Below are 23,853 nucleotides of genomic sequence, written 5' to 3'. Positions count from 1 at the left end.
CTTGCGGGCACCCAGGAAATCGTGTCGACACGTGTGTGGGGTTAAGCTTTCGGGGTCTGCCCCGTAAAGCGGCGCGTTTTATACCATAAAAAGTGGCCCCAAGCTACAGCCTCAAACAGGCTTGCGACTGCCCCAGTGTAGCCCTGCGACTTCAAGGTTCCAGGCGCAAACTGTTACCATGTCGCGCTTATATATAAAGATACAGAGATCACCATGACCGTCACCCTCAAGACGCCCGATGAAATCGCGAAAATGCGCATCGCTGGCCGCCTGGCCGCCGAAGTGCTGGAGATGATCGCCGAGCACGTCAAGCCAGGCGTCACCACGGACGAACTGAATACCCTCTGCCATGACCACATCGTCAACGTGCAGAAGGCTACTCCCGCGCCGCTCAATTACGGCGCCGCACCAGGCCGCCCTGGGTTTCCCAAGTCCATCTGCACCTCGCTCAACCATGTGGTATGCCATGGCATCCCCAACGACAAGCCACTCAAAGACGGTGATGTGATGAACATCGACGTTACCGTGATCAAGGATGGTTACTACGGCGACACCAGCCGCATGTTTCACGTGGGCAGCGTTCCGGAGTGGGCTGAGCGACTGTCACGCATCACCCAGGAATGCCTGTACAAAGGCATCGAAGTGGTACGCCCCGGCGCCCGCCTGGGCGATATCGGCGAAGTGATCCAGAAGCATGCCGAGAAGCATGGTTTCTCGGTGGTTCGCGAATTCTGTGGCCACGGTATCGGCTCGGTATTTCACGAGGAGCCACAGGTACTGCACTACGGCCGCGCTGGCACCGGCATGGAACTCAAGGAGGGCATGACCTTCACCATCGAGCCGATGATTAACCAGGGCCGTGCAGAAACTCGCGTACTGGGTGACGGCTGCAACCGCGATCACCAAGGATCGCAAGTTGTCCGCGCAGTGGGAGCACACCTTACTGGTCACCGCCGACGGCTACGAGATCTTCACCCTGCGCGACGATGACACCATCGCACGCGTTTCTCCCTGATCTCGAACCACGCCTATAGCCTATAGATAGAAGGAAGGCCGCCGTATGCCGCAGGTAGACTCCGAGTTGTTCGATCGTGGCCAGTTCCAGGCGGAACTGGCGCTCAAGTCCAGCCCCATCGGCGCCTTCAAGAAAGCCATTCGCCGCGCCCACGACGTGCTCGACGCGCGCTTTCGTAGCGGCCGCGACGTGCGCAGACTGGTCGAGGATCGCGCCTGGTTCACCGACCAGATGCTTCTGGAGGCCTGGAATCGTTTTTCCTGGAGCACGGATGCCGAAATATCCCTGCTGGCGGTAGGTGGCTATGGTCGTGGCGAGCTACACCCGTATTCGGATATCGACCTGCTGATCCTGCTTGGCAGTGACGATCAGGAAACTTTCCGCGACGCGATCGAAGGCTTCCTCACCCTGCTCTGGGACATCGGCCTGGAAGTTGGCCAAAGCGTGCGCTCGGTCGCCGAGTGCGCCGAAGAATCCCGCGCCGACCTGACAGTCATCACCAACCTGATGGAAAGCCGCACCATTGCCGGTCACGAGCATCTACGTGGGCGCATGCAGGAGGTCACCTCCAGCGCACACATGTGGCCAAGCCAGGAGTTCTTCCTGGCCAAGCGTAATGAGCAGAAAAGCCGACACGCCAAGTACAACGACACCGAGTACAACCTCGAGCCCAACGTCAAAGGCTCGCCCGGCGGGCTGCGCGATATCCAGACCATCCTGTGGATTGCACGTCGACACTTCGGCACGCTCAATCTGCACGCGATGGTTGGTCAGGGTTTCCTGCTGGAAAGCGAATATACCCTGCTGGCCTCCTCCCAGGAGTTTCTCTGGAAGGTGCGTTATGCGCTGCACATGCTGGCAGGGCGCGCCGAAGACCGCCTGTTGTTCGACCATCAGAGCAAGGTGGCCGAACTGCTCGGCTACGACGAGGGCGATACCAAGCGCACCATCGAACGCTTCATGCAGAAGTACTACCGGGTAGTGATGGCCATCGCGGAACTGAGTGACCTGATCAACCAGCACTTCGAAGAAGAAATTCTGCGCGCCGGCGAAAGCGGCCCGGCCACACCGCTGAATAGCCGCTTCCAGGTTCGTGACGGCTATATCGAAGTCACTCACCCGAATGTATTCAAGCGTACGCCGTTCGCCATCATCGAAATCTTCGTACTAATGGCTCAGCACCCGCATCTCAGTGGTGTGTGCGCCGACACCATCCGCCTGCTGCGCGATCACCGCCATCTGATCAACGACGATTTCCGCAAGGATATTCGCAACACCAGCCTGTTCATCGAGCTGTTCAAGTGCGAACAGGGCATCCACCGTAATCTGCGCCGCATGAACCGCTACGGCATTCTCGGCCGCTACTTGCCGGAGTTCGGCCATATCGTCGGGCAGATGCAGCACGACCTGTTTCACATCTACACGGTCGACGCCCACACACTCAACCTGATCAAGCACCTGCGCAAGTTCAAATGGCCGGAGCTAGCGGAAAAATTTCCCCTTGCCAGCAAACTGATCGACAAGCTGCCCAAGCCCGAACTTATCTACCTGGCCGGCCTTTACCACGATATCGGCAAGGGCCGTGGCGGCGACCACTCCGAGCTCGGCGCCATCGATGCCGAAGCGTTCGGCCAGCGTCACCACTTGCCGGCTTGGGATACCGGGCTGATCGTCTGGTTGGTACAGAACCATCTGGCGATGTCGACCACCGCCCAGCGCAAGGATCTGTCCGATCCGCAGGTGATCCACGACTTCGCTGCGTTCGTGGGCGACCAGGTTCACCTTGATTATCTCTACGTGCTCACCGTGGCCGACATCAACGCCACCAACCCGAGCCTGTGGAACTCCTGGCGTGCCAGCCTGATGCGCCAGCTCTACACGGAAACCAAGCGGGCCTTGCGTCGCGGCCTGGAAAATCCAGTGGAGCGCGAAGAGCAGATTCGTCTGACCCAGAACGCGGCGCTGGACACTCTGGTACGCGGTGGAACCGATTCCGATGACGTCGAGCAGCTATGGTCGCAACTGGGCGATGACTATTTCCTGCGCCACACGGCCAGCGATGTGGCCTGGCACACCGATGCGATCCTCCAGCACCCGAGCGACGCCGGCCCGCTGGTGCTGGTCAAGGAAACGACGCAGCGCGAGTTCGAAGGCGGCACGCAGATTTTCATCTACGCACCGGATCAGCATGATTTCTTCGCGGTGACGGTGGCTGCCATGGCGCAGTTGAACCTAAACATTCACGACGCGCGAATTCTCACCTCGACCAGCCAGTTCACCCTCGACACCTACATCGTGCTGGAAGTGGAAGGTGGCTCCATCGGCGATAATCCGCAGCGCATCAAGCAGATCCGTCAGAGCCTGATCGATACGCTGAAGCACCCGGACGAGTACCCCAACATCATCCAGCGCCGCGTACCACGGCAGCTCAAGCACTTCGCTTTTGCACCGCAGGTGACCATCCACAACGACGCCCAGCGGCCAGTCACTGTGCTGGAGCTGACCGCGCCGGATCGCCCTGGCCTGCTGGCCAAGGTCGGAAGGATATTCCTGGACTTCGACCTGTCGCTGCAAAACGCCAAGATCGCAACGCTGGGCGAACGCGTAGAGGACGTGTTCTTCGTCACCGACGCCAACAACCAGCCGCTGTCCGACCCGGAACTTTGCGCACGCCTGCAGCAGACCATCATCACCAAGCTGTCGGCGACGAGTAACCCAAGCCCGCTACAGATCAGCATCTAGCGTAGCCTGAGGGCAGACTCCCCGCAGGAGCGTTGCCCTCGGTGCGAATCGTTTGCGGCAACGCCGCATCGCTCATGCACTCGCCGCAAGGGCGCGGCTCCTGCAAAAGCGCAGCCGCTGCCCGCTGCCTCCGGATCAAATCCTGAAACTGTCCACCAGTTGTTTGAGGCGCTCGACCTGCTGATCCAACTCGGTACAAGCATTGAGGCTGGACTGCAGGTTACGTACGCCGTCCTGGTTCAAGGTGTTGATCTCGGTGATGTCCATGTTCAAGCTTTCGATCACCGAGGTCTGTTCCTCGGTGGCGGTGGCCACGGACTGGTTCATGCCATCGATCTCGCCGATGCGACGGGTCACGCCACGCAGGTTCTCGCCTGCCTGACCACCGATGCGTACGCTGTCATCGCTGAAGCGACGGCTCTCGCCCATGGTCGCCACGGCGTCACGAGCACCAGCCTGCAACTGCTCGATCATCTGCTGGATTTCCTGCGCCGAGCTCTGCGTGCGTTGCGCCAGATTGCGTACTTCATCGGCGACCACGGCGAAACCACGCCCGGCCTCACCCGCACGCGCTGCTTCGATGGCAGCGTTGAGCGCCAGCAGGTTGGTCTGTTCGGAAATGCCCTTGATCACATCGAGAATCTGACCGATGTCGTTGCTCTTCTGGCTCAGCACTTCGATGTGACTGCCGGATGCCTGGATCTTGTCCGACAGATCGCCCATCGAACCCAGCGTGCGCTCAACCATCTTCTGCCCTTCTTCGGCATCACGACGAGCATCGCTGGCCTGTACCGACGCATCAGCGGCGTTGCGAGCGATTTCCTGAGCGGCCGCACCAAGCTCGTTGATCGCCGCGGCAACACTGTCAGTACGCGCGGCCTGCTCGCTGGAGTTGCCCATGGAGGCATTGGACGCTCCCACCACGGTACTGACTCGGGCATGCACTTCCCGGGTGGTCGAGGCCACTTCACGGATCGACTCGTGGATACGCTCGACGAAGCGGTTGAAGGCACCCGCCAGCTCGCCGAACTCATCGCCGGAGTCGACCTTCAAACGCTGGGTCAGATCACCCTCACCTTCGGCGATACCGCTCATGGCGTGGCTCATCACATGCAGCGGGCGCAGCAGAATACGGATCAGTGCGCCGAGCAACAGCAGGATGGCAATCACCCCGATGACAGTGGACATCAGCGCCGAGAGACGGAACTCCTGCAGGGCAGCAAACGCCTTGCCCTGATCGACGGACAGACCAACGTACCAGCGCACCCCTGCCAAGCCCTGCACCGGCAGAAAGGTGACGATACGCGCGCTGCCATCGACGGCCGCTACGTCCTGCAGCCCCGACTCAAGGCGCGGCGCGCCACCGGGGAACAGGTCAGGCAGCTTCTTGAGCACCAGACTCTTGTCTGGATGCAGCAGCACCGTGCCCTTGTCGTCGACCAGGAAGGCATAGCCCATACCCCCCAGATCGAAGGAATTGAGGATCTCGTCGATGGTCTGCAACTTGAGGTCGCCACCCACCACACCCTGCAGGCTACCGCCAGCGTTGACGGGGCGGGTAATGGTGATCAGCAGTCCGTCACGAGGATCGGCCGCCAGATACGGCTCGGTCAGCCCCGGGCCGCTACTGCCCGCAGCGCTCTTGTACCAGGGGCGCTGACGCGGGTCATAACCGGCGGGCAGTTCGCTGGCGGGAAACTGGGTATAGGTGCCGTCTGCCTGACCGAAATAGGCATACAGAAAGGCGGATGCAATGCTGCGGTGCTGCAGGTTTCTGGCCAGCGGATCGGTGGCGCTATCGTCCTGAACCGATTCGGCGAGGTTATCCAGCAACTGCATGCGACCGTTGAGCCAGTGGGTAATGTTGCCGGTGGTCACCTGGCCGACATCGTGTAGGTAGTTGGCCAGGTTGTCGCGAATCGAGTTGCGCTGCAGGTAATCGTTGTACAACGCGAACGACGCAAAGGCCGCAATGACCACCAGTGACGCCGCCAGCATGATCTTGTGACTGAACTTGAGGGTGCGCATAGAGGGTCTCGCTGAAAGTAGGGCTGGATACGGCTTACGGTCAGGCTATCGGCTTAAATCGATAAGCCTTGAGGGCATCAAGCATCAGCATTGCGACCCAAACTGATGGTAATCGGACGGGCAAAAGGGAATTTCCTAGGGCGGTCTCGCATGCTAGTGTCGGCAACTTTGTCGCCGCCCTATAAAGGACACGTCGGATCATCATGAACCACGCCCTCGCCCAGTTGCAGCCCTACCCGTTCGAGAAACTTCGCGCCCTGCTCGCCAGCGTACAGCCCGCCGCCGACCGTTCGCCCATCGCCCTGTCCATCGGCGAGCCGAAGCACCGTTCGCCTGCGTTCGTCGCCCAGGCGCTGACCGACAACCTCGAACAGCTGGCCGTCTACCCGACCACGCTGGGCATTGCGCCACTGCGCGAAGCCATCGCCACGTGGTGCGAGCGGCGCTTCAAGGTGCCGGCTGGCTGGCTCGACCCCGCACGCCACGTGCTGCCGGTGAACGGCACCCGTGAGGCGCTGTTCGCCTTCACCCAAACCGTCGCCCAGCGTGATGTCGACGGCCTGGTGGTCAGCCCCAACCCGTTCTATCAGATCTACGAAGGCGCCGCCCTGCTTGCCGGCACCCAGCCGCATTACCTGCCGTGCCTGGCCGAACACGGCTTCAACCCGGATTTCGATGCGGTGGCGCCCGAGGTCTGGCAGCGCTGCCAGATTCTCTTCCTCTGCTCACCCGGCAACCCGACGGGCGCGCTGATTCCCGTGGCAACGCTGAAAAAGATGATCGCCCTTGCCGACCAATACGACTTCGTGATCGCCGCCGACGAGTGCTACAGCGAGCTGTACTTCGACGAGAACAACCCGCCGGCGGGCCTGCTGACCGCTTGCGCCGAGCTGGGCCGTAGCGACTTCAAACGCTGCGTGGTGTTTCACAGCCTCTCCAAACGTTCCAACCTGCCTGGCCTGCGCTCGGGATTCGTGGCGGGCGACGCGGAGATTCTCAAGGCCTTCCTGCTGTACCGCACCTACCACGGCTGTGCCATGCCGGTACAAACCCAACTGGCCAGCATCGCCGCCTGGCAGGACGAGGATCACGTACGCGCCAACCGCGACCTGTACCGCGAGAAGTTCGCGGCCGTGTTGGAAATCCTCGATGGCGTGCTCGACGTGCAACGTCCGGATGGCGGCTTCTACCTGTGGGCCAAGACGCCGGGCGACGATGCCGAATTCACCCGTGCACTGTTCGCCCGGGAGCACGTGACCGTGGTACCAGGCTCCTATCTGTCGCGGGACGTCGATGGTTTCAATCCGGGCAGTGGCCGCGTGCGCCTGGCACTGGTCGCACCGCTCGAGGAATGCGTGGAAGCCGCACGGCGTATCCGTCGTTTCATCGAAAAGGCCTAATCTGCGTGGCGCCGCCTCCGGGGCGGCGCTGCTGCCGTCAACTCACCGTGCGGGTAACGGTGAGCACCACTGCAGCGATTCGCTCGACGTCCTCGTAGCCCGGCTTCGAGAGCTCTTCACCAAACACGTCCGGGTCGACTTCCTCATAGCGCCAGGCCAGCGAGGAGTCCCCCAGCGTACGCTGGATGTAGGCGAGAAACGGATCCCCGCCAGCGGTCATCGCCACACCGGTATAGAGCAGCAGACTGCCTCCTGACGCCAGTCGGGTCACTGCGGCCTCGACGATAGCCTGCGACAATCCCGCCCCCAGTTCACCACCCCCATCACGATAGGCGCGGCTTTCGCTGTCGAGCATGTAAGGCGGGTTGGCGACGATCAGATCGAATTCGCCCTGCACGTCCCTGAGCAGGTCACTGTGCTGAGCCCTGAGATTGTCGGCACCCGCGAGGGCAGCGTTGATGCGGGTGTAGGTAAGCGCCTGGGGATTGATATCAACGGCCAGCACCTCGGCCGCCGGACGCGCCAGCGCGATGCTTTGCGCACCCGGCCCGGCGCCACAACCGATATCCACCGCACGGCTGATCGTTGCAGTGGACGGCGATCCGAGAAAGGCATCGACCGCCCGCACGAAACGATAGGTATCGGGGCCGAAGAACACCGCATCGGCCTGGGTGGTCGGGTAGCGCGAGTGCACGAACAACTGCTCGCCCAGGCTGGAATAACGCACGGTGCTGCGCAGCTGCTCACCCTCCTCCATTAGCACCCCTGCGGCGCGCATCAATTCAAGCAGATCGGCGCCGACCAGGCCGGGCACGAAGGGGCGGCTCCAGCCGAACACACCAGGCAGATCCTGGGCCAGCGCGTTGCCTGCGCGACCATTGATGCGCTCATGGGTCAGCGGTGTGCCAGTGGTAAATCGGTAGCCTCGCGCGGTGAGCGCCTGGCCGAGTTTCAGTAGTGCCTGCTGTGGTTCGTTAAGCATCGGTGCTCCGACAACGGTTACTGGAGATAGTCATTGAACAGGCGTGTGGCCAGCAACCCTGCGGGGGTGAAGTGGCTAGCGGGCGACATCAACTCGATCAACTTTTCCGGCTGCTGGCCAGCCGGCAGTGCACGCAGGGTTGCATGCAGGGCCTGGGTTTCGTCATCTAGACCACCCATTTGCGGGACACCGGGTTGTGCAGCGCTTCGACGGTTACGGCCGCGGCTGCGCGGCGGCGTCCAGTGGCCGGCAATCCAGTCATGCAGCAGTTGTTGTTCGTAAGCATTGAACACGCCGAACATGGCGGCCCGATCGCCTTGCACCAATTGCCAGAAACGGCTGTTTTGCGGGTCTTCGTTACGACGAATCCAGCCACGTCTCTCCAGCGCCTCGAGCAGGCCGTGCACCTGCCCTGGCTGGCTCAACCATTCGTTGACGGTGCGCCCCTCGATTCGGCAATAGTCGGAATGCACCTGCGTGGCGACTTCGCGCTTGCGCTCGAACATGCCCAACAACTGCTCTTCGAGATCGAACGCGGCGATCACTGCGGTGGAACCGACGCCCAGGTCGTTGAGCTGGTAACCACGCATCACCCGTCGATAGAAGGCTTCGCGGTCACCGACCACCGGCAGGTTCTCCAGAACAGCCTGCACAGCCTTTTGCGCATGGCCGGTACTGGCGTTGTCGATAGTCACATGCAACTGGAAGTAATAGGGATCGATCCCCAACTCGGTCAGTTCGTAGCTGGTGATCAGCAGGTGCAAGGGCAGTTGCTCGTAGCCGAGGTTGTAGCCGATCACCTCAGGCAAGTACTCGTCAGCCAGATGGCCTAGTGCAAGTTGCTGGGCGCCCTGAAGAAAATGCTCGTCTTCCAATTCGGCCAGCTCGTCGCAACCGTTCTGGCTGAGTAGCTGCTTGTACAGCACCACATGATTCATGGCAGGAACGCCGTCGCCCAGTTCCTCAAGGTAAGTACGCAGAAGCGGCCGCAGCCTCGGCTCCTGCCAGTGCTTGAACAAGCCATAGAGCCAGGCACCATCGACCAATTTGGTAGGCGCCACATGACGCAGGAAATACACGGCGTGGGCGCGATTGCTGAAATAGCGCCTTGGCTCACCCTGACGTCGCGCCTGCAGATACTGCGCATAAGCCTGGGTGGTGCGCTGCGCGCCCTCGCGCATCCAGCTCAGCAGCGCCTCCGGCTGAGCCGGCATGTCGCAAGCCAGCCGCTCACTCTCCTCCAGTTGCGCCTCAAGAAAACCGCGCGCCTGATGCAAAGCGCCATCAGCCAATTGGGGCTGCAACAGTCGTTCGTAGAGGGTGCGAGCAGGACCGGATGGCAGAAAGCTGTAGCTTTCTCGAGGCGTGGTGAAAATCGGCATTAATGTGGTCATGGTCGGAGCCTTGCGTGGGCAGTTCAAAGGCGCTTTCGAAACGGAGGGTTCGAGAGCAGCGCTCAGGTGATTCCATGGGTGGCCGCCTTACCGATTTGCAGGTCTGCTCGACCCGAGAATCAGTCTTGGCCTTATGGAATAAGGAGGAGGCTGCGCGAAGAAAGATTCAACTTGAGGGATAGGCGGTAGCGACACAGGGCGTCATGGCCACAGCGCAAGGCAGTCAGTCGCGATAACAGCCAGGTGACCGATCAGCGGACTGGAAACGCAGAGACGAAAAAGCCAGGCCGCGTGCAGCCGGGCTGGTTGATGGGTGGTAAGTCGCCAGGCTACACCAGGCTCAGGCAGAGCGGCATAGCACCCAGTCATGCAGCAGCACACGCAACTCGTCGAACTTCACCGGTTTGGCCAGGTAGTCGCTCATCCCGGCGGCCAGGCAGCGCTCGCGGTCGCCGGACTGACTATGGGCAGTGATCGCCAGCACTGGCATTTCGGCACAACCGGGCAATAGACGTAGCGCCCGGCAGGTAGCGAAACCATCCATCACCGGCATCTGGCAGTCGAGCAGCATCGCGTCAACCGACTCGCGCTGCAGGCACTCCAGGGCTTCGCTGCCGTTGTCGGCGGTGCGCACACGGTAACCGAGCTTGAGCAACATGCCACGAATCACTAATTGGTTGATGGCATTGTCCTCGACCACCAGCACCGTGCATTGCTCTGGTGTGCGCACGGCGCTGCCACTGGCGCGGCGCACCACCGGCTCGCTACCGCCCTTGTGCACCGGCAAGGCAAGCGTCAGATCCAGACGAAAGATGCTACCGCCCGCACCAGCACGATTGGGCTCATACGCCAGGCTACCGCCGAGCAAATCGACCAGTTGCCTGCAGATGCTCAGGCCGATACCAAGGCCGCCGTATTGGCGAGTCATCGAGGTGTCGAGCTGATGGAAGCGGCGGTACAGATCCGTTTCGCGGACATTCTCCAAGCCTATCCCGGCGTCGATCACCTCGAAGCTCAGTGGCAAGCTCTCGAGCGTCGCCTCGCCATTACCACGTACACGTAGGCGAACTTTGCCAGCCGCCGTGAACTTGATGGCATTATCCAGCAGATAGCCAAGCCCTTGCGCCAGCTTTACCGCATCCCCTTCCACGGTATCGGGCAGGTGCTCATCCAGGTCGAGAGCGAAGGCCAAACCCTTGTCACGGGCGCGACTTTCGTAATTGGCGCACACCCCATCGAGCATGCCACGCAAGCTGAACGTCTCGCGCCGTGGATAGAGCCTGCCAGATTGCAACTCGGTGAGCGCGAGGATGTCGCTGACCATCTGCATCATGTCCCGCGCCGAACGCGTCGCGGTCTTCTGGTATTGCTCGACTTCCGGTTCCAGGCGCAGGGTCTGCATCAACTCCAGGGAGCCAATAACGCCGTTCATCGGCGTACGCAACTCATGGGTCACTGTGGCCAGGAAGTCGTCCTTGAGGCGATTACTGTCGGCCAGCTCGTGGTTCAGCGCTTCCAGCTTGGCCGTGGCACTCTGCAAAATGCGCGCACGCTCCTCCTTCATTGCGTTGATACGGTCGGCCAGCGCCAACGATAACAAGGCGACTTCGATCGCACTGCCGATCTGGCTGGCGTACATGGTCAGGAACATATTAGGCAGGTAGCCCAGCACCATCAGCGTGTTGACTACGCCACCGAGCAGAAAGGCCGTCCAGGCGATGATGAAGTAACGCGCCACCCGCATGCCGCGCAACCAGGCCAACACCCCGGCGACGGACACCACCAGGGTGAACACCAGCGCCAGAACTGTGGCCAGACGCAGTGACACGGCATAGCTGGCAGTCAACGCCAACACCATCACCGCCGCGCCCCAGAGCATCAACAGCAACAGGCAGCGGTCGATCCAAGGACTGTGTTCGCAGGTCTGCAGGAAGCTGCGGGCGAACTGGCAGCCGAACAGTGCCGTGGCGCCAATCAGGAATGGAGTAGCAACATTCGCCCACCAGGGATTGTCGGGCCAGAAGAACTCGATACCTGCACCGTTGACTGACACCTGATACAACCCGAACGAGGCGATATAGAGGATGTAATAGAGGTAACTGGTATCGCGGACGCTGATAAAGATGAACAGGTTGTAGATCAGCATCACCAGCAGCACACCGTAGATGATGCCCAGCATGTAGATGCGCGCTGGCTGCTCTTCCAGATAGGCGGTGGGCGACCAGAGGGTTAGCGGCGCCTGGATCGAGCCCTGGCTTTCAATACGCAGGTAGACGCGCCGCACCTGATCCGGCTTGAAGTCGAGGGGGAACAGGTAGTTGTTCTGGCGAATTTCCCGACTGGAGAACGGCAGCGCATCGCCAGTGCGTTGCGTCAGGTGGAAGCGGCCATCGGCCCCCACCTCGTAAAGTTCCAGGCGATCCAGCGGCGGATAAGCCAGCTCCAGCAGCCAGTGCTGATGGTGGCGAGCGGATACGGAGCCGTCCTGGGGCAAGTAATGCAGATCGAGCCGCAACCAGAACGCGGATCGGGAATAACCCGCGTTCAGCACCGATTTATCGTGGTCACGAAAGCTGCCTTGCAGAGCGCTGGAGGTAACGTCGTCGATGGTCTTGTCGCCACGCACGTCCTCGAACACGGACATCATCTGGCCAAGCGGCAAGACACGTGTGTTCTCGTCGAACACGGCCGGCCGCGCAGCACTCGCCAATACCGGGCAAACTGCCAGAAGAATGATCAGAAAAAAACGCATGCAGCCCCGCTAATGGCTGTGTCGAGCAGTACCGTAAGGCCCCACGCCCTCTTGATGATACTGGCTTGCACGGCTCGAAATAGGAATGCCGGCAACTCTAGAGTCTGCCAGCGCTTTATCGCAAGCGCTACGGCGACGAAAAATCGGGGAGTACATTGTGCAGGTAAGCGCAGTAGAGCCTCGGCGGCGACCTCCGCCAGGCATTCGATGGGTAGCACACCAGTATGCGTGTAAATCCAACATAGGATGCCGGAGCATCGATAGCACTGGCCTCTCACCTGAGCGGCGAGACTATCCAGCCTCACCGTAACTCATTAAATGTTAAGCTCGCGCCCCACGAAAACGCCGCCAGCTAACCGCTGCGGCGAACCCCGATCAACCAGGTACTGCGCCTGCCGCCGTACCCGTCAACCGGAACCCGTGACACAGATGATCGATTTCGGCATTCCTGATTATGCGCGCAGCACTACCCAACTCGCCCCCTCGCGCCCAGTGGTACTGTGCCTCTCCGGTCACGATCCGAGCGGCGGCGCTGGCCTGCAGGCCGATATCGAAGCGCTGCTGGCCCAGGGTTGCCACGCGGCTCCTGCGGTGACCGCACTGACCGTGCAGGACACCGTCGACGTCAGCGACTTTCGCGTACTCGACCGCGACTGGGTGCTGGCCCAGGCCCATGCGGTGATCGCCGACATGCCGGTAGCGGCGGTCAAGCTGGGCATGCTCGGCTCGGTGGAAATGGTCGAGACGGTTCTGATGATCATGGACAAACTGCCGGGTGTGCCGCTGGTCTGCGACCCGGTACTGCGTGCCGGCGGCGGCGGAGCGCTAGGCAAGGACGAAGTCGGCTTCGCCATGCGTGAGCGGTTGTTCGCAGTATCCACCATCGCCACGCCCAACCTGCCGGAAGCACGCATCCTCGCCGAACTGCCAGACGGCACGGCTGACGAATGTGCGGACAAGCTGCTGCCGCACATCCGCCACCTGCTGATCACCGGTGGCCATGGCGACGAAAGCGATGTGGTGCACAACCGTCTGTACCTGCGCGATGGCAGCCAGCACACCTTCACCTGCCCACGCCTGCCCGGCAGCTATCACGGTTCCGGCTGCACCCTGGCCAGCACCCTCGCTGGCCGAATAGCTTTGGGACAAGACCTTATCAGCGCAGTCGAAACCGCCCTGGATTACACCTGGCGTACCCTGCGCGACGCCGAGCAACCGGGCCGCGGCCAGTTCATCCCTCGCCGCCTGCCGCTGGATCTCTCCTGATGCCCGCCCGCCGCGCCAAGCTAAGGGGTCTGTACGCGATCACCGATAGCCAACTGCTCGCTGGCGGCAAGCTGCTGCCCTATGTCGAGGCGGCCCTGGCTGGCGGTGCACGCGTGCTGCAATACCGCGACAAGTCCGATGATGAAGCCCGCCGCTTGCGCGAGGCCGAGGCCCTGCGTGGTCTCTGCGAACGCTACGGCGCGGCGCTGATCATCAATGACGACGCCGAGCTGGCCGCCCGTTTGGGTGTCGGCCTGCACCTGGGCCAGGAAGATGGTTCGCTGGCCGTGGCCCGCGCCCTGCTCGGACGCAAGGCGGTCATCGGCGGCACCTGCCACGCGCGCCTGGATCTGGCTGAACAGGCTGCCCGCGAAGGCGCCAGCTACGTGGCCTTCGGGCGCTTCTTCAATTCCCACACAAAACCCGGCGCACCAGCGGCCACGCTCGACCTGCTGGCCAGCGCCAAGGCACGCGTGCAGTTGCCGATCGTCGCCATCGGTGGCATCGACCTGCACAACGCCGCCCCCTTGATCGAAAGGGGCGCCAGCATGATCGCGGTGATCCACGCCCTGTTCGCCGCGGATTCAGCTGCCGAAGTGGAGCGCCGCGCGCATGCCTTCAGCGCCCTGTTCCAATCGGCCTAATTCATTTCCAAGAGGCTCTACCATGTCACGCTCCGAAATCCTCTTCGCCAACGCCCAGAAACACATCCCCGGTGGCGTCAACTCGCCGGTTCGCGCCTTCAAGAGCGTGGGCGGTACGCCACTGTTCTTCAAGCACGCAGAAGGCGCCTACGTGACGGATGAGGACGACAAGCGCTATGTCGATTACGTGGGTTCCTGGGGCCCGATGATTCTTGGCCACAGCCACCCCGAAGTGCTCGACGCGGTACGCCGTCAGCTCGACCATGGCCTCTCCTACGGCGCGCCGACCGCCATGGAAACCGAGATGGCCGATCTGGTCTGTGTACTGGTGCCATCCATGGAAATGGTGCGCATGGTCAGCTCCGGCACCGAAGCGACAATGAGCGCCATTCGTCTGGCCCGTGGTTACACCGGCCGTGACAGCATCATCAAGTTCGAAGGCTGCTACCACGGCCACTCCGATAGCCTGCTGGTCAAAGCCGGCTCCGGCGCTTTGACCCAGGGCGTGCCGAACTCGGCGGGCGTGCCGGCGGCTTTCGCCAAGCACACCCTGACCCTGCCTTTCAACGACATCGACGCGGTCGCCGAGATGCTCGGCAAGGTCGGTAGCGAGGTCGCCTGCATCATCGTCGAGCCGGTCGCCGGCAACATGAACTGCGTACCGCCAGCGCCAGGCTTCCTTGAAGGCTTGCGTGAGCAGTGCGACAAGCACGGCGTAGTGCTGATCTTCGACGAGGTGATGACCGGCTTCCGCGTCGCCCTTGGCGGCGCCCAGGCGCATTACGGCGTCACGCCGGACCTGTCGACCTTCGGCAAGATCATCGGTGGCGGCATGCCGGTGGGCTGCTTCGGTGGCAAGCGCGCGATCATGGAGCGTATCGCCCCGCTCGGCCCGGTCTACCAGGCCGGTACACTGTCCGGCAACCCGCTGGCCATGGCCGCCGGCCTGACCACCCTGAAGCTGATCAGCCGCCCGGGCTTCCATACCGAACTGAGCGACTACACCAGCAAGCTGCTGCAGGGCCTGCAGGAGCGCGCCGATGCGGCCGGCATCCCCTTCGTCACCACTCAGGCGGGCGGCATGTTCGGCCTGTATTTCAGCGGCGCCGACGACATCGTCACCTTCGACGACGTAATGGCCAGCGATGCAGAACGCTTCAAGCGCTTCTTCCACCTGATGCTGGAAGGCGGCGTGTACCTGGCACCGAGTGCGTTCGAGGCAGGTTTCACCTCCATCGCCCACGGCGAAGCCGAGCTGAAACTGACTCTGGACGCCGCCGAACGCGCGTTCGCTAGCCTCAAGCAGGCGTGATCTCGATCGTGCATGCGCGGCTTTTCTTGATTCGCGCGCATAATGGTCGAGCATGTGGCTCTGCGGCTGATCCTCTATAAGGCATCAGCCGCCGGTTTTAGCCGCATCGGGGCGCAATTCGCAGCTAACAGCGGTCGATGCGCGCCACGATGGGGCAGAAAAGGCGCCAAACACTTTGTAAGAACGGTGCGGCTTATTTCATAATGTGATGGCGGACGCATTTGCTTCGCCGTCATCCACCCTGTCAGCACCTCGAGGTATTCGGATCTTCATGAAGCGCACCGGCCGCACCCTGTCTCTGGGCTGCCTGTTGCTCCTGCTGCCATTGCTTGCACTGGCGGACGGAAACTCATTGCTGATCCCGGCGACCGGTAGCTGTTCGCTGAACGTCGCCCCCGAAGACCTGCCCGACGCCTTGCAGGCCTGCCAGCAGACTGCCGAAGGCGGTGATGCTCAGGCGCAGTACGAGCTTGGCGAGTTTTATTACGACGGCAGGGCTACCGAGCGCGACCTTCCCCAGGCACTCAACTGGTTCGAGCGCGCATCGCTGCAAGGCCATGCGCAGGCGCAATATCACCTGGGCATGATGTTCTTCCGTGGCGAAGGTGTGGCCGCCAATAACGTGCAGGCTTATATCGTGCTGAAGATGGCCGCGGTCAATGGCTCAGACGAAGCCATGGACAGCGCCGACGAAGTATCGCTGCAAATGCCAAGAGCCGAGCTCGAAGTCGCCACCCAAGTGCTGGGGCAGATTTTCCGCAATTATCTGCAGGAACTGCAGGCCGCCGACGGCCTGTCGCCTTTCGCCCCACTGAAATAAGTCACGCCAGGCAGGCTCCCGTCACAACCAACGGGTTGCCAGCAGCCTGCAGCCTGTTGCTTATTTATCAGGCATCGGCATGGGGAACGGCATGATATTACCGCCGCCCTTGGCCTCGCTGATCTTCGGCGTACCCAGGCGTTCGACTTCATCGATGCGCACGATCGAATGCATGGGCACGAAGCTGCGCACCACGCCATCGAACTGGGCCTTGAGCTTTTCTTCGCTGGGATCGACGACCACTTGGGTGCGCTCGCCAAAGACGAATTCCTCGATTTCCAGAAACCCCCACAGATCACTTTGAAAGATCTGCTTGGCGTACATTTCGAACACCTGGCCCTGGTTGAGGAAAATCACCTTGTAGATCGGTTCACGCTTGGTCATGGGTAGCTATTGGCTGGCAGTCAATAAGAGGGCGCGAATCTTAGCACGCCTACTGGGCACGAGGTCGCCTCCTCTTGTCCATAGCTTGTGGCCTCGGTCGGCCAAGGCCCTTATAATGAACGGTCATATTTATGGCCGGCTACAGGCGGGCCCTCGCTACCGCGACGTTAAAAATCCCTCGCACTATTTTCCAATTATTCCAGGCAGTGCCATGACCAAGAAGCTCTATATCGAAACCCACGGTTGCCAGATGAACGAGTACGACAGCTCGCGCATGGTCGACCTGCTGGGCGAGCATCAGGCCCTGGAAGTGACCGAGCGCGCGGAAGACGCCGACATCATCCTGCTCAATACCTGCTCGATCCGCGAAAGAGCCCAGGACAAGGTGTTCTCTCAACTGGGCCGCTGGCGTGAATTGAAGCTGGAGAACCCGGATCTGGTGATCGGCGTTGGCGGCTGCGTGGCTAGCCAGGAAGGCGCGGCGATTCGTGATCGCGCGCCCTATGTCGACGTGGTTTTTGGCCCACAGACCCTGCATCGCCTGCCAGAGATGATCGATGCGGCACGCAGCACCAGGATCGCTCAAGTGGATGTTTCCTTCCCCGAGATCGAGAAGTTCGACCGTCTGCCCGAGCCACGCGTCGACGGCCCCAGCGCGCTCGTGTCCGTGATGGAAGGCTGTAGCAAGTACTGCACCTTTTGCGTGGTGCCTTACACCCGCGGTGAGGAAGTCAGCCGCCCACTGGACGATGTGCTGACCGAAATCATCCATCTAGCCGAAAACGGCGTGCGCGAACTGACCCTCCTTGGCCAGAACGTCAACGGCTACCGGGGTACCAATCGCGAAGGCGGTATCACCGACTTCGCCGAATTGCTGTACCTGGTCGCAGCTATCGATGGCATCGACCGCATTCGCTACATCACCAGCCATCCGCTGGAGTTCTCCGACGCGCTGATCAAGGCCCATGCCGAGATCCCTGAATTGGTGAAATTCCTCCATCTGCCGGTGCAATCGGGCTCCGACCGTATTCTCGCGGCGATGAAGCGCAACCACACCGCGCTGGAATACAAGTCGCGTATCCGCAAGCTCAGGGCTGCAGTGCCGGATATCGTCATCAGTTCGGACTTCATTATCGGCTTCCCCGGCGAAACCGAGAAAGATTTCGAGCAAACCATGAAGCTGGTGGAAGAGGTCGGTTTCGACTTCTCCTACTCCTTCGTCTACAGCTCGCGCCCCGGTACCCCGGCGGCCGATCTGGTCGACAACACCTCGGAAGAAGTGAAAAAGCAGCGCCTGAAAATTTTGCAAAATCGCCTCAACCAGCAGGGTTTCGAAAACAGCCGACGCATGGTCGGCAGCGTGCAGCGCATTCTGGTCAACGACTTCTCGAAAAAGGATCCCGGCAAGCTGCAGGGCCGTACCGAGAACAACCGTTACGTCAACTTCCCATGTGACAACCCGCAGCTGATCGGCCAGTTCGTCGATGTGCATATCGACGAGGCGATGCCGCATTCATTGCGTGGCACGCTGATCGAGCGCCACTGAGCGCAGGACGCCCTAGAACATGCCACCAGCGCAGCACGGTCATCGACCGTGCTTTCCCCCGGCGACGGCTAGCGCTATTCTCTGCCTTCAACTCAGCCGACTGGCGGCCAAAATACAACTTTGAATACATCCATAGAACCTCATCGTTTCACCCTCGAACCCTTTGAAGCCAAGCGCTTCGCCAACCTCAGCGGGCAATTCGACGAGCATCTGCGCCTGATCGAATCACGCCTGGGCGTCGAGATCCGTAACCGCGGCAATCAGTTCGAGCTGCTCGGCGAGCCAGGGCAAACCACCTCTGCCGAGAACCTGATACGTCGCCTGTATCGCGAAACCGACAGCGCCGAGCTATCGCCGGATACAGTGCACCTGTTCCTGCAAGAATCAGGTATCGAGGAGCTGAACAACCCCAGCGCCCACACCCACATCGCCTTGCGCACCCGCAAGGGCATGATTCGTCCGCGTGGCGCCAACCAGCAGCTTTACGTGAAAGCGATCCTCGACCACGACATCAACTTCGGCATCGGCCCGGCAGGTACAGGCAAGACTTACCTGGCCGTGGCCTGCGCGGTCGATGCACTGGAACGCGAGCAGATCCGCCACATCCTGCTGGTACGCCCGGCGGTCGAGGCCGGTGAGAAGCTGGGCTTCCTGCCTGGCGACCTGTCGCAGAAAATCGACCCTTACCTGCGCCCGCTGTACGACGCGCTCTACGAGATGCTGGGTGTCGAGCAGGTTGCCAAACTGATCGAAAAGCAGGTGATCGAGGTCGCGCCGCTGGCCTACATGCGCGGCCGCACGCTGAGCAACAGCTTCATCATTCTCGATGAGAGCCAGAACACCACGATGGAACAGATGAAGATGTTCCTGACCCGTATCGGGTTCGGCTCCACGGCAGTGATCACCGGCGACATCACCCAGGTCGACCTGCCGCGCGGCACCAAGAGTGGCCTGACTCACGTGCTCGAGGTACTCAATGGCGTGCCGGGCATCAGCTTCACTCACTTCAAACCCAAGGACGTAGTGCGCCACCCACTGGTGCAGCGCATCGTCGAGGCTTACGAGCGCTTCGAAACCGAACATAAGCCCTTCGACCGCCGCCCGGCGGACAACGACCCGGGTGCCAGGTCAGACACATGATCGAACTGGATCTGCAGGTCGCCAGTGACGGCGACCAGTTACCCGCCGAGGGTGCCTTTCAAGCCTGGTGTGAGTTGGCCCTGCGCCAGCGCACGGCAGACTCGGAACTGACCATCCGCCTGGTCGACGAGGCCGAAGGCCGCGAGCTCAATCACACCTGGCGACACAAGGACTACGCCACCAACGTATTGTCCTTTCCCGCCGATGTACCTGATGATTTGCTGGATATCCCGCTGCTTGGCGACCTGGTGATCTGCGTACCAGTGGTCGAGCGCGAAGCCATCGAACAAGGCAAGACATTGGAGGCGCATTGGGCGCATCTGGTGATACACGGCTGCCTGCACCTGCTCGGCTACGACCACATCGATGATGAGGAAGCCGAGGAGATGGAAGCGCTGGAACGATTATTGCTCGCCGAGCTGGGTCATCCCGACCCGTATGCCGGCGACGAATAGAAGCAAGGATCCCGAGTAAACCCCCATGAGCGAAGACCGATCGAGCAACGAGCAGAAGTCCTGGTTGAATAAACTGACCCAGGCTTTTGCTCATGAGCCGAAGAACCGCCAGGAACTGCTGGAAGTTCTGCGCGATGCGCACCAGAACAAACTGCTCGACAGCGAGGCCCTGGCCATCGTCGAAGGCGCCATCCAGGTCGCGGATCTGCAGGTTCGCGACATCATGGTGCCGCGCTCCCAGGTGGTCACCATCAAGGCCAGCCAGTCTCCCAAAGAATTCCTCCCGGTGATCATCGAAGCGGCGCACTCACGTTATCCGGTGATTGGCGAAACCCTCGATGACGTGCTCGGCATCCTCCTCGCCAAGGATCTGCTGCCGCTGCTGCTAGCCGACCAGCCCGACTTCAACATCCGCGACATGCTGCGCCCGGCGACTTTCGTACCAGAGTCCAAGCGCCTCAACGTGCTGCTGCGCGAGTTCCGCGCCAACCACAACCACATGGCCGTGGTGATCGACGAATACGGTGGCGTCGCCGGCCTGGTGACCATCGAAGACGTGCTCGAGCAGATCGTCGGCGACATCGAGGACGAGCATGACGTCGAGGAAGACAGCTACGTCAAACCGCTGCCCAGCGGCGACTTCCTGGTCAAGGCGCTGACGCCTATCGACCACTTCAACGAAGCCTTCACCACCGACTTCTCCGACGACGAGTTCGACACCGTCGGCGGCCTGGTGATGAGCGCCTTCGGCCACCTGCCCAAGCGTAACGAAGTGACGGTGATCGGCGAGTTCCGCTTCCGCGTACTGAATGCCGACAGCCGCCGCGTGCATCTGCTGCGTCTAACGCCGCTGGCCCGCTGACGCGTTGTAGCGCCCTGTAAACAGGGCGCCTCTCACTCCCCTCACGAGCATCCCGATGAATCGACTGTTCCGCCCCGGCTGGCCCGGCAATCTGGTCGCCCTCCTCGCAGGCGCACTTACCACCCTTGCCCTGGCGCCTTACGGCATCTGGCCGTTGGTGCTGCTGTCGATCGCCTTGCTCTACTGCGGACTGCGCGACCTGACACCGCGCCAGGCCGCGTGGCGCGGCTGGTGGTACGGTTTCGGCCTATTCGCCTCCGGCACCAGCTGGGTGTACGTGAGCATTCACGACTACGGCGCAGCCTCACCGCCTCTGGCGGCGTTCCTGACCCTGGGTTTCGTTGCCGGCCTCGGTCTGTTCTTTGCTCTGCTGGGCTGGCTGTGGGCGCTAGTGCTGCGCCGCAATGCATCGCCGGTAACGGACGCCCTGACGTTCGCTGCCTTGTGGGTCGTCCAGGAAGCTTTTCGTGGCTGGTTCCTCACCGGGTTCCCGTGGCTCTACGCCGGTTACAGCCAACTCGACGGCCCGCTGGCTGGTCTCGCGCCAGTGGGCGGTGTGTGGCTGTTGTCCTTTGCGTTGGCGCTGAGCGCGGCGCTGCTGGTCAACCTGACGCGGCTCTATCGGCATAAGCCGCAACTGGCTGCAGCACTCGGCCTGTTGATCGCGACCTGGCTGAGCGGCGCGCTGCTCAAGGGTCACGCCTGGACCGGCGCCGGCAGGCGAGCCGCTCAGCGTTGCGGCCATTCAGGGCAACGTGGAACAGAACCTCAAGTGGGATCCGGCACAGCTCAATGCGCAACTCGCGCTGTACCGCGACATGAGTTTCAGCAGTAAACCGACCGATTTGCTGATCTGGCCGGAAACCGCAGTGCCGGTGCTCAAGGAACAAGCCGTTGGCTATCTCAGCGTGATGGATCGTTTCGCCAGCGACCGCCAGAGTGCACTGATTACCGGCGTGCCGATCCGTCAGCCCAACGAGCGTGGCGAACAGCGCTACTACAATGGCGTTAGCGTGGTCGGCCAGGGTAGCGGCGATTACCTCAAACAACGGCTGGTACCTTTCGGTGAGTACGTACCGCTGCAGGAAGTGCTGCGCGGCCTGATCGCCTTCTTCGACCTGCCGATGTCCGATTTCGCCCGCGGCGCGGCCGATCAACCACTGCTGGAGGCCAAAGGGCATCGCATCGCGACATTCATCTGCTACGAAGTGGTCTACCCCGAGTTCGCCGCCAACCTCTCCGCGCAGAGCGATCTGCTGCTAACGGTGAGCAACGACACCTGGTTCGGCACCTCGATCGGCCCGCTGCAACACCTGCAGATGGCCCAGATGCGCGCGCTGGAGGCCGGCCGCTGGATGATCCGTGCCACCAATAATGGCGTGACCGTGCTGATCGACCCCTTCGGCCGCATCACCGAGCGCCTGCCGCAGTTCGAACAAGGCACCCTCTACGGTGAAGTGCAGCCCATGCAGCACCTGACGCCGTACCTGCAATGGCGCTCTTGGCCACTGATCATCCTGTGTACCCTGCTGTTGGGCTGGGCTTTGGCCCGACGCCGCAAGGGTGTGGCGTAACGGCTCAACGACGGCCATAAGGCGAAAGCGGACGTTCGATTTGGTGGGCTGAAGCCCACCCTACAGCCGCGTATCTTGGGTAGGGTGGGCTTCAGCCCACCAATTGGCGCCCCACAACGAACGGCCGCTTCCGCCACATCTGTGCCAGTACCGGCTTAACGCCCATAGACCAGTGGGTAGGCAAGGGAACCGATCACTTCATTGAGCAGCAAGGTGCTTTGCCAGAAAGCCTTGCCCTCTGGTAGCCAACCGCCTAGCGGGCGGTCATTGGGCACGCCGATAAACCCCACCGGCGCAGCCACCACCTCAAAGCCTGCCTGCTCGAAACTCCAGCGCGAGCGGGGCATATGCCAGGCCTGGGTGACCAGTACCACACGTTTGATACCTTCAGGCTGGAGTATGGCGGCAGTTTCCACTGCGTTCTCCCAGGTGGTACGGCTGCGCTCTTCGCGCCAGCGCACCTCGACACTCAGATCCTCGCGCATCACCTCAGCCATCAGCGCTGCCTCGCTCGGCGGTCGCCCAAAATGCAGCCCGCCCGTGGTCAGCACCGGTAACCCGGACGCCTTGGCCAGACGCGCCGCATAGCGGGTACGCTCCAACGCTATGGCACTGGGCTGATCACCGTCCCACGCTGGGTCTGCAGACTCCCGCCCGCCACCCAAGACGATGATAGCGTCCGCACGTTGCGCCAATTGAGCCCACTGCTGCGCAAGCAAAGCAGGCTCACGCTCGATCAGTCGCGCCGTCCACTCCACCGTCACCGGTAGGCTCATCAAGCACAACCCACCCAACCCGATAGCGAAACAGCCTGCCGCCAGTCGCGGAAAGCGCCGCCGCAGAAACCAGGCGAGCATGAGCAGCAGCAGGAGAATGCCGGGCGGCATGAAGAATTGCTTGAGCATGTAGCGAAACGGCATCGAGCACCTCCACAAAAGGGTCGAAGCCTAGGGTCTGTTCGCGTTTCAGCGCAAGCCGAGGCACCTTTGAATGTGATGAAGGCAGCCAGACGAAATCTACGAACAGGCGATTAGCGGCACGTTACGCATCGCGTAAGAGCACAGCAGAGGCATGCCAGTGCTGCCCACAAGAGAAGAGCGACTGACGCTTGAACGGTGGTCGAATAGGCTCAGAAAACACCACGGCAGACGAATATTGCTGTGCAGCGGTGGCATGCCAATCCTTCAGCCAGTCGTGATCATTGGCCAGGTAAGCGGTGATCAGTGCCAGCTCGGCAGTAGACAACCCACGCACCTCCATTTCAGCCGGCGGCTCTGCGGATAAACGCGCCAGGCTGCTGGCTTCATCAAGTGCTGAAGTCAGCCGTTCCAGCAAACGCCCGTAGGGATCAGCCTCGTCATCGACACCTGTTAAATGCTCCATCGCACACCTCCGGGCAGCACGCCCTGCAACTGAGCTTAGCGCTCGCCCCAAAGAGAGCCGGGCACCGCGACAAACGGCGACGTACACGCCAGGCAGAGCAATCAACGTTTCCCACCGTCAAGGGGGGTCATGTATGCTACGGCGTTTCCCGAAA

General features: G+C 61.5%; 17 protein-coding genes and 3 pseudogenes. 12 read left to right on the top strand and 8 right to left on the bottom strand.

The annotated features are described in order from the left end of the window. Nucleotides 1-213: 213 nt before the first annotated feature. Nucleotides 214-1,015, top strand: a pseudogene (gene map / locus ACZ0AI_RS23095) (type I methionyl aminopeptidase). Nucleotides 1,016-1,060: 45 nt separating this feature from the next. Then, the gene (locus ACZ0AI_RS23090; protein ID WP_463563855.1) at nt 1,061-3,757 is read left to right on the top strand and encodes a [protein-PII] uridylyltransferase; all 2,697 of its coding nucleotides are present in this window, start codon (nt 1,061-1,063) and stop codon (nt 3,755-3,757) included. A gap of 135 nt (nt 3,758-3,892) precedes the next feature. On the opposite strand, the gene ACZ0AI_RS23085 is transcribed toward ACZ0AI_RS23090, so the two are convergent. Then, the gene (locus ACZ0AI_RS23085; RefSeq protein ID WP_463566008.1) at nt 3,893-4,657 is read right to left on the bottom strand and encodes a methyl-accepting chemotaxis protein; all 765 of its coding nucleotides are present in this window, start codon (nt 4,655-4,657) and stop codon (nt 3,893-3,895) included. Nucleotides 4,658-4,747: 90 nt separating this feature from the next. After that, nucleotides 4,748-5,755, bottom strand: a pseudogene (locus ACZ0AI_RS23080) (HAMP domain-containing protein); the annotation flags it as partial. Between the two features lie 233 nt (nt 5,756-5,988). Between ACZ0AI_RS23080 and dapC the strand changes: the two are divergent. Further along, a complete protein-coding gene (gene dapC / locus ACZ0AI_RS23075) occupies nt 5,989-7,185 on the top strand; it encodes a succinyldiaminopimelate transaminase (protein ID WP_463563854.1) in 1,197 nt (398 codons plus the stop codon). Between the two features lie 37 nt (nt 7,186-7,222). On the opposite strand, the gene ACZ0AI_RS23070 is transcribed toward dapC, so the two are convergent. The 3 genes from ACZ0AI_RS23070 to ACZ0AI_RS23060 form a co-directional block, all read right to left on the bottom strand. Then, nucleotides 7,223-8,167, bottom strand: coding sequence for a methyltransferase (locus tag ACZ0AI_RS23070; protein ID WP_463563853.1), 945 nt, complete (start codon nt 8,165-8,167; stop codon nt 7,223-7,225). 17 nt (nt 8,168-8,184) lie between these two features. Continuing rightward, a complete protein-coding gene (locus ACZ0AI_RS23065) occupies nt 8,185-9,561 on the bottom strand; it encodes an iron-containing redox enzyme family protein (RefSeq protein ID WP_463563852.1) in 1,377 nt (458 codons plus the stop codon). Between the two features lie 340 nt (nt 9,562-9,901). Further along, nucleotides 9,902-12,313, bottom strand: coding sequence for a hybrid sensor histidine kinase/response regulator (locus ACZ0AI_RS23060; RefSeq protein ID WP_463563851.1), 2,412 nt, complete (start codon nt 12,311-12,313; stop codon nt 9,902-9,904). Between the two features lie 429 nt (nt 12,314-12,742). On the opposite strand from ACZ0AI_RS23060, the gene ACZ0AI_RS23055 reads away from it, so the two are divergent. The 4 genes from ACZ0AI_RS23055 to ACZ0AI_RS23040 all read left to right on the top strand — a co-directional run bounded on the left by ACZ0AI_RS23055 (nt 12,743) and on the right by ACZ0AI_RS23040 (nt 16,355). Further along, nucleotides 12,743-13,579 carry a bifunctional hydroxymethylpyrimidine kinase/phosphomethylpyrimidine kinase gene (locus tag ACZ0AI_RS23055; RefSeq protein ID WP_463566007.1) on the top strand — a complete coding sequence of 279 codons (837 nt, stop codon included), beginning with the start codon at nt 12,743-12,745 and terminating at the stop codon, nt 13,577-13,579. After that, nucleotides 13,579-14,223, top strand: a complete 645-nt coding sequence (gene thiE / locus ACZ0AI_RS23050) for a thiamine phosphate synthase (RefSeq protein WP_463563850.1) — start codon at nt 13,579-13,581, stop codon at nt 14,221-14,223. Before ACZ0AI_RS23055 ends, thiE begins: the two co-directional genes overlap by 1 nt. Nucleotides 14,224-14,245: 22 nt before the next feature. Continuing rightward, nucleotides 14,246-15,535 carry a glutamate-1-semialdehyde 2,1-aminomutase gene (gene hemL / locus ACZ0AI_RS23045; RefSeq protein WP_463563849.1) on the top strand — a complete coding sequence of 430 codons (1,290 nt, stop codon included), beginning with the start codon at nt 14,246-14,248 and terminating at the stop codon, nt 15,533-15,535. Nucleotides 15,536-15,806: 271 nt separating this feature from the next. After that, on the top strand, nt 15,807-16,355 hold the full coding sequence (locus ACZ0AI_RS23040; protein ID WP_463563848.1) for a tetratricopeptide repeat protein: 549 nt from the start codon (nt 15,807-15,809) through the stop codon (nt 16,353-16,355). 60 nt (nt 16,356-16,415) lie between these two features. On the opposite strand, the gene ACZ0AI_RS23035 is transcribed toward ACZ0AI_RS23040, so the two are convergent. Continuing rightward, entirely contained in the window at nt 16,416-16,739 is a 324-nt protein-coding gene (locus ACZ0AI_RS23035) for a DUF1820 family protein (RefSeq protein ID WP_463563847.1), read from the bottom strand. A 211-nt stretch (nt 16,740-16,950) separates the two neighbouring features. Here ACZ0AI_RS23035 and miaB point away from each other — a divergent pair, with 211 nt between their 5' ends. The 5 genes and pseudogenes from miaB (at nt 16,951) to lnt (ending at nt 22,316) form a co-directional block, all read left to right on the top strand. After that, nucleotides 16,951-18,285 (top strand): tRNA (N6-isopentenyl adenosine(37)-C2)-methylthiotransferase MiaB, encoded by a 1,335-nt coding sequence (gene miaB, locus ACZ0AI_RS23030; protein WP_463563846.1) that lies wholly within the window; start codon nt 16,951-16,953, stop codon nt 18,283-18,285. Nucleotides 18,286-18,405: 120 nt separating this feature from the next. Then, nucleotides 18,406-19,425: a PhoH family protein gene (locus ACZ0AI_RS23025; RefSeq protein WP_463563845.1), complete on the top strand. Its 1,020-nt coding sequence runs from the start codon at nt 18,406-18,408 to the stop codon at nt 19,423-19,425. Then, nucleotides 19,422-19,880, top strand: a complete 459-nt coding sequence (ybeY, locus tag ACZ0AI_RS23020) for an rRNA maturation RNase YbeY (RefSeq protein ID WP_463563844.1) — start codon at nt 19,422-19,424, stop codon at nt 19,878-19,880. Before ACZ0AI_RS23025 ends, ybeY begins: the two co-directional genes overlap by 4 nt. 25 nt (nt 19,881-19,905) lie before the next feature. After that, the gene (locus ACZ0AI_RS23015; RefSeq protein ID WP_225834744.1) at nt 19,906-20,742 is read left to right on the top strand and encodes an HlyC/CorC family transporter; all 837 of its coding nucleotides are present in this window, start codon (nt 19,906-19,908) and stop codon (nt 20,740-20,742) included. 55 nt (nt 20,743-20,797) lie between these two features. Beyond that, nucleotides 20,798-22,316 (top strand): annotated as a pseudogene (gene lnt / locus ACZ0AI_RS23010) (apolipoprotein N-acyltransferase). 155 nt (nt 22,317-22,471) lie between these two features. Here lnt and ACZ0AI_RS23005 read toward each other — a convergent pair. Both ACZ0AI_RS23005 and ACZ0AI_RS23000 read right to left on the bottom strand, forming a co-directional pair. Continuing rightward, entirely contained in the window at nt 22,472-23,236 is a 765-nt protein-coding gene (locus ACZ0AI_RS23005) for a YdcF family protein (protein WP_463563843.1), read from the bottom strand. 121 nt (nt 23,237-23,357) lie between these two features. After that, nucleotides 23,358-23,699: a hypothetical protein gene (locus ACZ0AI_RS23000; RefSeq protein WP_463563842.1), complete on the bottom strand. Its 342-nt coding sequence runs from the start codon at nt 23,697-23,699 to the stop codon at nt 23,358-23,360. Between the last annotated feature and the right edge of the window lie 154 nt (nt 23,700-23,853).

It is taken from the genome of Pseudomonas sp. AC355 (assembly GCF_979258205.1).
The sequence above is the reverse complement of the archived record's forward strand: the minus strand, read 5'-3'. Positions and strand labels throughout refer to the sequence as shown.

Bases quoted from the DNA above. Each gene is read 5' to 3' on its own strand.
- ACZ0AI_RS23090 (WP_463563855.1), top strand. From the start codon at position 1,061: ATGCCGCAGGTAGACTCCGAGTTGTTCGATCGTGGCCAGTTCCAGGCG.
- ACZ0AI_RS23085 (WP_463566008.1), bottom strand. From the start codon at position 4,657: ATGGGCAACTCCAGCGAGCAGGCCGCGCGTACTGACAGTGTTGCCGCG.
- dapC (WP_463563854.1), top strand. From the start codon at position 5,989: ATGAACCACGCCCTCGCCCAGTTGCAGCCCTACCCGTTCGAGAAACTT.
- ACZ0AI_RS23070 (WP_463563853.1), bottom strand. From the start codon at position 8,167: ATGCTTAACGAACCACAGCAGGCACTACTGAAACTCGGCCAGGCGCTC.
- ACZ0AI_RS23065 (WP_463563852.1), bottom strand. From the start codon at position 9,561: ATGACCACATTAATGCCGATTTTCACCACGCCTCGAGAAAGCTACAGC.
- ACZ0AI_RS23060 (WP_463563851.1), bottom strand. From the start codon at position 12,313: ATGCGTTTTTTTCTGATCATTCTTCTGGCAGTTTGCCCGGTATTGGCG.
- ACZ0AI_RS23055 (WP_463566007.1), top strand. From the start codon at position 12,743: ATGATCGATTTCGGCATTCCTGATTATGCGCGCAGCACTACCCAACTC.
- thiE (WP_463563850.1), top strand. From the start codon at position 13,579: ATGCCCGCCCGCCGCGCCAAGCTAAGGGGTCTGTACGCGATCACCGAT.
- hemL (WP_463563849.1), top strand. From the start codon at position 14,246: ATGTCACGCTCCGAAATCCTCTTCGCCAACGCCCAGAAACACATCCCC.
- ACZ0AI_RS23040 (WP_463563848.1), top strand. From the start codon at position 15,807: ATGAAGCGCACCGGCCGCACCCTGTCTCTGGGCTGCCTGTTGCTCCTG.
- ACZ0AI_RS23035 (WP_463563847.1), bottom strand. From the start codon at position 16,739: ATGACCAAGCGTGAACCGATCTACAAGGTGATTTTCCTCAACCAGGGC.
- miaB (WP_463563846.1), top strand. From the start codon at position 16,951: ATGACCAAGAAGCTCTATATCGAAACCCACGGTTGCCAGATGAACGAG.
- ybeY (WP_463563844.1), top strand. From the start codon at position 19,422: ATGATCGAACTGGATCTGCAGGTCGCCAGTGACGGCGACCAGTTACCC.
- ACZ0AI_RS23015 (WP_225834744.1), top strand. From the start codon at position 19,906: ATGAGCGAAGACCGATCGAGCAACGAGCAGAAGTCCTGGTTGAATAAA.
- ACZ0AI_RS23005 (WP_463563843.1), bottom strand. From the start codon at position 23,236: ATGCCGTTTCGCTACATGCTCAAGCAATTCTTCATGCCGCCCGGCATT.
- ACZ0AI_RS23000 (WP_463563842.1), bottom strand. From the start codon at position 23,699: ATGGAGCATTTAACAGGTGTCGATGACGAGGCTGATCCCTACGGGCGT.